At 51.2% G+C, this 7,170-nt stretch carries 6 protein-coding genes; all 6 read left to right on the forward strand.

What is annotated here, in order from left to right; all coding sequences use genetic code 11:
• Window positions 1–69 precede the first annotated feature (69 nt).
• The 6 genes from OGV38_RS20950 to OGV38_RS20975 all read left to right on the forward strand — a co-directional run bounded on the left by OGV38_RS20950 (window position 70) and on the right by OGV38_RS20975 (window position 7,133).
• On the forward strand, window positions 70–1,179 hold the full coding sequence (locus OGV38_RS20950; RefSeq protein WP_016156415.1) for an AI-2E family transporter: 1,110 nt from the start codon (window positions 70–72) through the stop codon (window positions 1,177–1,179).
• 119 nt (window positions 1,180–1,298) lie between these two features.
• The gene (locus OGV38_RS20955; RefSeq protein WP_047417683.1) at window positions 1,299–3,083 is read left to right on the forward strand and encodes a diguanylate cyclase; all 1,785 of its coding nucleotides are present in this window, start codon (window positions 1,299–1,301) and stop codon (window positions 3,081–3,083) included.
• Window positions 3,084–3,301: 218 nt separating this feature from the next.
• The gene (gene trpS / locus OGV38_RS20960) at window positions 3,302–4,306 is read left to right on the forward strand and encodes a tryptophan--tRNA ligase (RefSeq protein WP_109017961.1); all 1,005 of its coding nucleotides are present in this window, start codon (window positions 3,302–3,304) and stop codon (window positions 4,304–4,306) included.
• A gap of 331 nt (window positions 4,307–4,637) precedes the next feature.
• Window positions 4,638–4,817, forward strand: a complete 180-nt coding sequence (locus tag OGV38_RS20965; RefSeq protein WP_286474790.1) for a hypothetical protein — start codon at window positions 4,638–4,640, stop codon at window positions 4,815–4,817.
• Between the two features lie 290 nt (window positions 4,818–5,107).
• Window positions 5,108–5,842: an SDR family oxidoreductase gene (locus tag OGV38_RS20970; RefSeq protein WP_286474793.1), complete on the forward strand. Its 735-nt coding sequence runs from the start codon at window positions 5,108–5,110 to the stop codon at window positions 5,840–5,842.
• An 83-nt stretch (window positions 5,843–5,925) separates the two neighbouring features.
• Window positions 5,926–7,133 (forward strand): IS3 family transposase gene (locus OGV38_RS20975; RefSeq protein ID WP_117086587.1). Its coding sequence is split into 2 segments (ribosomal slippage): window positions 5,926–6,247 and window positions 6,247–7,133, totalling 1,209 coding nucleotides; the frame shifts between segments, so codons are not numbered across the junction.
• The last annotated feature ends 37 nt before the right edge of the window (window positions 7,134–7,170 follow it).

The raw sequence follows: 7,170 nt of genomic DNA on the forward strand, positions 1-7,170 counted from the left end.
GCAGCGAAAGTTGGTAATTCCCCTGAACGGTTCTATAGTCGGGACTGCTTCTCATTACAGGGTTCACTAATGCGATTTAACGGACTGACTAAAGGTTTCTTCATTTTCATACTTGCCCTCGTGACCTGGGCGTTCTTCGATGTGTTGTCTCCCTATTTCTCTGCCATTTTGTGGGCCGCAATCTTAACCACCATCTTTAACCCGGTGAAAAACAGACTGCGCAGCGCGCTTGGCGAACGTAACGGGCTGGCGTCACTGCTCACCATCGGCATCATCTGTCTGATTGTTTTTATCCCACTGATGGTGATCTTCTCCTCGTTGGCTATTGAGCTGAACGTGGTGTATGCCAAATTACAACAAAACGACACTCAGTTCCCGGAAGTGGTCACCGCCATTATTTCGTATCTTCCTGACTGGGCCAGAGGATTCCTCGCAGAACATAATCTGGATAACGTCGCGCAGATCCAGAAAAAACTGTCCGACGTTGTACTGCAGGGTGGACAGTACCTCGCCGGCAGCGCGTTCCTGATTGGTAAAGGGACATTCGGCTTTGCTATTAGCTTTGGCATCATGCTGTATCTGCTGTTTTTCTTACTGAAGGACGGGCCGTACCTGGTGCGCCAGATTCTGGACTCATTACCGCTTTCTGATTTTGCCAAACAGCACCTGTTTGCCAAATTCGTCGGCGTGACGCGGGCAACGGTCAAGGGTACAGCGGTCGTGGCGTTGGTTCAGGGTATTCTTGGCGGCATCGCGTTTGCAATTGTCGACATCGACGGCAGCGTCCTGTGGGGCGCGCTGATGGCGTTTCTCTCCCTCGTGCCCGCGGTCGGCTCAGCGATCGTCTGGGTACCTGCGGCAATCTTCCTCTTCGCCACGCACCAGCTGTGGCAAGGGCTGTTTATCGTTGGCTTCTTCGTGATTATCGTCGGGCTGGTGGACAATATCCTGCGCCCGCTACTGGTGGGTAAAGACACCAAAATGCCGGATTATCTGATTCTGATTTCCACTCTCGGCGGAATGGAGATCTACGGCATTAACGGCTTTGTGATTGGCCCCCTGATTGCCGCACTGTTCATTACCTGCTGGAACCTGTTTTCCGGGCGCGATCATGAAGGTAACGTGGAAGGAATCGACGAAGCCTTTATGGAAGAAGGAAAAAATCCTCCAGATTTATGATGGCAGGACGATAACAGAAGGCGGTCCTGAGACCGCCTTTTTTATTTTCACGCAAAATCATACGTTTCCTATAATTTCAATCATGCTTATTCATTAATCGTCGCAGAAGGAACTAATCAGTGCGAATTGCCACAATCACCAACTGGGCCTACAGCGCGACGGTGTGTCTGACCATTGCCTCCGGCGTTGTCATGTTGATGGCCTCCAGCGCCGATAACACCGAACGCCAGGTGGTGGAGCAACGTTATCAATTCGATCAACTGACCGAAGAAGTCGAGCTCGATGCCTGGTCGCTGTCAGATCTGGCACGCGAATATGTTATTGCAAAAGACCCGGAAGCGCTTAACGCCTACCGCCAGAAAGAAGCGTCGCTGAAAGCCGTTGAACAGCGGCTGTCGAAACTAAAAGATATTGGGGCGACGGATGAAGAGCTGGCGCTATTGCATGAAGGGCTGCAGATTGTTGATGCCCTGCAGGATGAGCAAGCTGCGGCGCTTGCCAGCGTCGCGCGCGGAGAAGAGTCGCAGGCCATCGCCCTGCTGTATGGCAAATCCTATGAACAGGAACTGGAGCGAGCCCAGGACCGGATAGATCATTTCCGTCAGTTACTCGACAGCCGCGTACGCAACACCATTGAAGATGCCACTCAGACATCGCGCACGCTACGTACGGCTTCGGAAGTGATGGTCGGGCTGACGGCGCTGTTATTTTTGTTCGTTCTCGGTTTTATTTTAAAACGCCGCGTACTGCGTCCCGTGGTGCGTTTGAGCGATGTGGTTAACCGTCTGGCGTCGCAGGATTACGCCGTTGAGACACCCAGCTTTAATCAGATCGATGAAATCGGCGATATGGCACAGGCGATCCGCATTTTTCGCGAGAACGGTCTGGCACGTCAGCGACTGGAGAAAGAACGAGACGCCGACTGGGCAATCCGCGAGCTGCTCGCACGTATGACTCAACGTTTGCAAGGCTGCGAGAATTTTGCCGATGTCATTAATGTGGCAGAGCTGTTTGCGCCGAATGTTGCTCCCGGTATTGCCGGGCGGCTTTACATACTGGATCGAGAGCCCTGGCAAATGCGCTGCGTTGCGCAATGGCTTTCACCGCAGGGCAAAGCGGATGCTTTCCACCCGGACGAATGCTGGGCAGTGCGCCGCGGTCAGAGCCATCCACCGGTGCAAGGCGAACCCGATATCGCCTGCTACCATCTACCGGAATCATGCCAGCAGCATACCCTATGCGTGCCACTGATTGCCCAGGGTGAAGCCATCGGCCTGCTCTCATTCCAGAACCTCAGCAATGATTCCGCTCCCTCTCGCGCGTATCTGGAACTGATGGCGGAAGCACTCGGTCTGGCGTTAGCCAACCAGCGCCTGCGTGATGCGCTGCTGGAGAAAGCACTCTACGACCCGCTAACCGGCCTGCGCAACCGTCATCATCTGGAAGATACGCTGCGCACCCAGATGAGCCAGGCAGTGCGTAACAAAGAGCCAATCAGTTGCCTGATGATCGATATCGATCATTTCAAAAATATTAACGACCGCTTTGGCCATGAGGCGGGCGATAGCGTGATAAAAAGTATCGCCACCACTATTCAGCGCGTTGTCCATGACAGCGGCATGGCCTTCCGTTACGGCGGTGAAGAGTTTCTGGTGTTGCTGGCCAATACGGATGAGCAGGCCGCCAACCGCTTTGCGACAGATATTTATAATGGTGTACGCGAACTGTCGCTGCGCTTTGGACTTTCAGAGATTGGTCACGTTGATGTCTCTATCGGCGTTGCCAGCTATCCGCAGCACGCCCAGAGCGACAATCTTCTGCGCGCCGCAGACGTGGCGCTGTATCGCGCGAAAGAGTTAGGCCGTTCGCGCATCGTGAGCTTTGGCATGCTGGAAGCGAGCTAAGATACGCCAGTACGCCGCGCATTGCTTTACCTCTGAGCCAGGCGGTGATATGTTGACTGGATGAACACAAAACACAATATCACCGCGTTTAATCACAACCTGTGGTGGCTGCCTTCTTAAAGGCGGTCAGAATGTGTTTTCCCCATTTTAAATAACCGCCGAAAGGCGGTTATTTGCATTTAAAGACCCCTTTCGGTTTTTTGATTAAGGAGTCTTACATGAACAACAAAACTATCATCCTCACTGGCGATCGTCCCACTGGCCCGCTGCATCTCGGCCACTATGTTGGCTCTCTGCGCCAGCGCGCCACGCTGCAACATAATTATCAGCAGTTTATATTGGTTGCTGATCTGCAAGGGCTAACCGATAACGGCAGCACACCACAAAAGATCCGCAACAATATTCCCGAAGTGCTGGCTGATTACCTCGCCGCAGGAATCGACCCGTCACTCACCACCATTTGTCTGCAGTCGGCCCTGCCCGCCCTCGCTGAGCTGACCGCGCTTTATATGAACATTGTTACCGTGGCTCGCGTGGAGCGAAATCCTACGGTCAAAAACGAAATTGCGCAGAAAGGATTTGCCCGCTCGTTACCGGTTGGCTTTCTGGTTTATCCCATCAGCCAGGCGGCAGATATTACCGCCTTCAAAGCCGAGGTGGTTCCCGTCGGCGACGATCAGTTGCCCATGATCGAACAGACCAATGAGATCGTGCATAAGATGAATAGTCTGTTACCGACCTCTGTCTTGTCGCATTGTAAAGCGCTACTGAGTGAGACCAGCCGTCTTCCAGGGATCGACGGTAATGCCAAAATGTCAAAATCGCTCGGCAACACTCTACTCCTGTCCGCCAGCGAAGAGGCCATTCATCATGCGGTCAGCGCAATGTACACCGATCCCAATCATCTAAAAGTGTCCGATCCGGGGCAGATTGACGGCAATATGGTATTTACTTACCTCGATGCTTTTCATCCGGATAAAGCGAAAGTGGCGGAGATGAAAGCACATTATCAGCGCGGCGGGCTGGGTGACCGGACATGCAAAAACGAGCTGGAGATGTGCTTGCAGGAGCTTATCGCCCCGATGCGCGAGCGGCGGGCAACCTACATCCAGGATAAAGGTATGCTGATGGCGATGCTCAAAAAAGGAAGCGAAGAGGCGCACGAGGTCACACAGCAGACATTAAAAGAAGTAAAGCAAGGGCTGGGTTTGCCGGTGTTCTGAACTCGAAGCACTACAGGTTCGATAAATAAAGATAGCTCCCGACGAATGACAATCGCCGGGAGTGGCGCAGCTATGCGTTGACGCGTAAAGATAACCTCTGTCACAGAGGCTAATTAATTCGCTGTTTAATAATCCACGCAATACGATATGTCGTTTTTTATGCAGTGTTATTTCTACCCTGCACCTTCAATTATTTCAACTAATCATTATGAATTACCCATTACATGTACGGGTTCGAAATCCTCACCTTGCCTGAGATATGATTATTTGTTAAATTAACCGCATTAGCGTCAAATACATTGAGCATTACACAGACGCTATTTATACAATAATGAATGATGGAGTTAAAATGAAGTATGCGTTTGCATTAATGTTGAGTATTGTATTGTCAGGTTGTACCGCAAATGATTGGGTGGATGCTGCAAGTGGGATAATGCAGGCAAAAGACCAACACGATAAAGACGCAAGAAACAATCGCATCAAAGAAGCCAACAGGGCTGCAGGCTACTGATATCTAAATGATTAGCACATCCCTCTCCTTGTCTTTATAAACAGAAGAGGAATGGTATTCTAAACAAATTTACTGACTAAATAGCACAATTAAAATTGGTGTATAGCGCATACATATCCTTGCAGAGAATATAATAACCTAACGCTCAGTCCGCTCCGCGCCAAATACTGGCTTTGCAAGTCCTCTATCCCTATTCCTCATGTAAAAATGGCACTAATTGAAAGATGCCAATCCACCTCCTCATGTATATCTATATCCACACATAGTCATAAAGAAAAGGATGGATGAAGATGCTAAGAGGTAAAAGAGCTGTAATTACGGGTGGAGGTGGAGGATTTGGTCAGGCGCTGTGCGTGTGGCTGGCGCGAGAAGGCGTCGAGGTGGATTTTTGCGCGCGGCGTGCTGATGATATTCAAAAAACTTGCAGTATCATCGCGTCTGAAGGCGGGATTGCAAAAGGATATATCTGTGATTTAACCCAGCCTGAATCCCTTTCGCAGTTTTCTTCACAGTTGTTAACTTCAGACAAGCCCATCGACATTTTAATCCTTAATGCCGCCCAGTGGCTGTCAGGAACGTTAGACGATCAACCAGACGCAGAAATTATCAATACCGTCAGTTCAGGCCTGACAGGTGCGATTTTACTGACTCATGCATTGTTGCCTGGGTTAAGACGTTCAGAAAGCGCGGATGTCGTCTCAATAATATCTTCATGTGGGATTCCGAATTTTACGGATTCAATTGCGCATCCCGCTTTTTTTGCCAGCAAACACGGGCTGAGCGGATTCACAACTAAACTGTCACACCAGTTGTCCGAAGAAAATATACGTGTGACCGGGTTGTATCCACCGGATTTCGAACTTACAGGGTTAGATACGTTTGTTGATAGTCAATCCAGAATGGGGGAACGTTTATTAAATGGACGCTCAGTCTGGGAAACAATTCGTTTTGTGCTCGCTCAACCGCGTAGTTGCCATATAGGTAGTATCTACTTTCAAGGTCCGACTCGCGAGAAACTGATGTAGCCCCCTGAAACACCGGACAGTAGCTGTATCTCCAGATAAGAGATAGGCTTGAATATATGTCTAACACTAACGCCAATTTTGAGATGACCGGGATCCTGTTAGGGCAAGAAGTCCGTAAACGTAAAACTCCTCAGGAGAAGATCGCCATTATCCAGCAGACGATGGAGCCGGGTATGAATGTCTCCCATGTCGCCCGCCTGCATGGTATCCAGCCCAGCCTGCTGTTTAAGTGGAAGAAGCAATATCAGGAAGGCAGCCTCACCGCCGTTGCGGCTGGAGAGGAAGTCGTTCCTGCTTCTGAGCTTACTGCTGCTCTGAAGCAGGTCCGGGAGCTTCAGCGCCTTCTGGGCAAGAAGACGATGGAAGTTGAGATCCTGAAAGAAGCCGTGGAGTACGGTCAGTCGCGAAAATGGATAGCGCACGCGCCCTTGTTGCCAAAGGACGGGGAATAGCCATGGTCTGCCGGACCATGGGCGTGTCGCGTGCGCAACTGTCACTGCGGATTAACCGTTCTGCCGACTGGCAGGACAGGCGCTGTAACCGGCGTAATGAAGAAGCAGACGCAGAAATACTGTCGGCTATCCTCAACATTATCAGCGATATGCCGAGTTATGGTTATCGACGCGTGTGGGGCATCCTGCGCAAGCAACGTCGCACAGAGGGACAGCTACCTGTGAATGCCAAACGGCTTTACAGGATAATGCGTGAGCATAACCTGTTGTTGTTGCATCACAAACCAGAGCGACCGAAGCGTGAACATAAGGGCAAGATAGCGGTGGCAGAAAGCGATATGCGCTGGTGTTCAGATGGCTTCGAGTTCGGCTGCGACAACGGCGAAAAACTGCGGGTAACGTTCGCGCTGGACTGCTGCGACCGTGAGGCCATAGACTGGGCAGCAAGCACGGGAGGCTATGACAGTTCGACCGTGCAGGATGTGATGCTGAGGTCGGTGGAAAAGCGCTTCGGCGACAGGTTGCCCGACACAGCGGTGCAGTGGCTGACGGATAACGGTTCAGCGTATACCGCGTATGAAACGCGGAGGTTCGCGAGAGAGCTGAATCTGGAGCCCTGCACAACAGCGGTGAGCAGCCCGCAGAGTAATGGCATGGCCGAACGGTTCGTGAAAACGATGAAAGAAGACTATATCGCGTTCATGCCAAAACCGGATGTGAGAACAGCACTGCGAAACCTTGCAGTAGCGTTCACGCATTACAATGAAAACCACCCGCACAGCGCGCTGGGATATCACTCCCCGAGGGAATACCGGCGGCAGCGGACATCGTTAACTTAAGATACAAAAGCTGTTCGGAGATGGAGGGTCAAGATCA

This window comes from Citrobacter sp. Cb080 (assembly GCF_030334745.1).
Lineage (GTDB): Bacteria > Pseudomonadota > Gammaproteobacteria > Enterobacterales > Enterobacteriaceae > Citrobacter > Citrobacter braakii.

Coding starts and splice junctions, on each gene's coding strand:
- OGV38_RS20950 (WP_016156415.1), top strand. CDS start 70: ATGCGATTTAACGGACTGACTAAAGGTTTCTTCATTTTCATACTTGCC.
- trpS (WP_109017961.1), top strand. CDS start 3,302: ATGAACAACAAAACTATCATCCTCACTGGCGATCGTCCCACTGGCCCG.
- OGV38_RS20965 (WP_286474790.1), top strand. CDS start 4,638: ATGAATGATGGAGTTAAAATGAAGTATGCGTTTGCATTAATGTTGAGT.
- OGV38_RS20970 (WP_286474793.1), top strand. CDS start 5,108: ATGCTAAGAGGTAAAAGAGCTGTAATTACGGGTGGAGGTGGAGGATTT.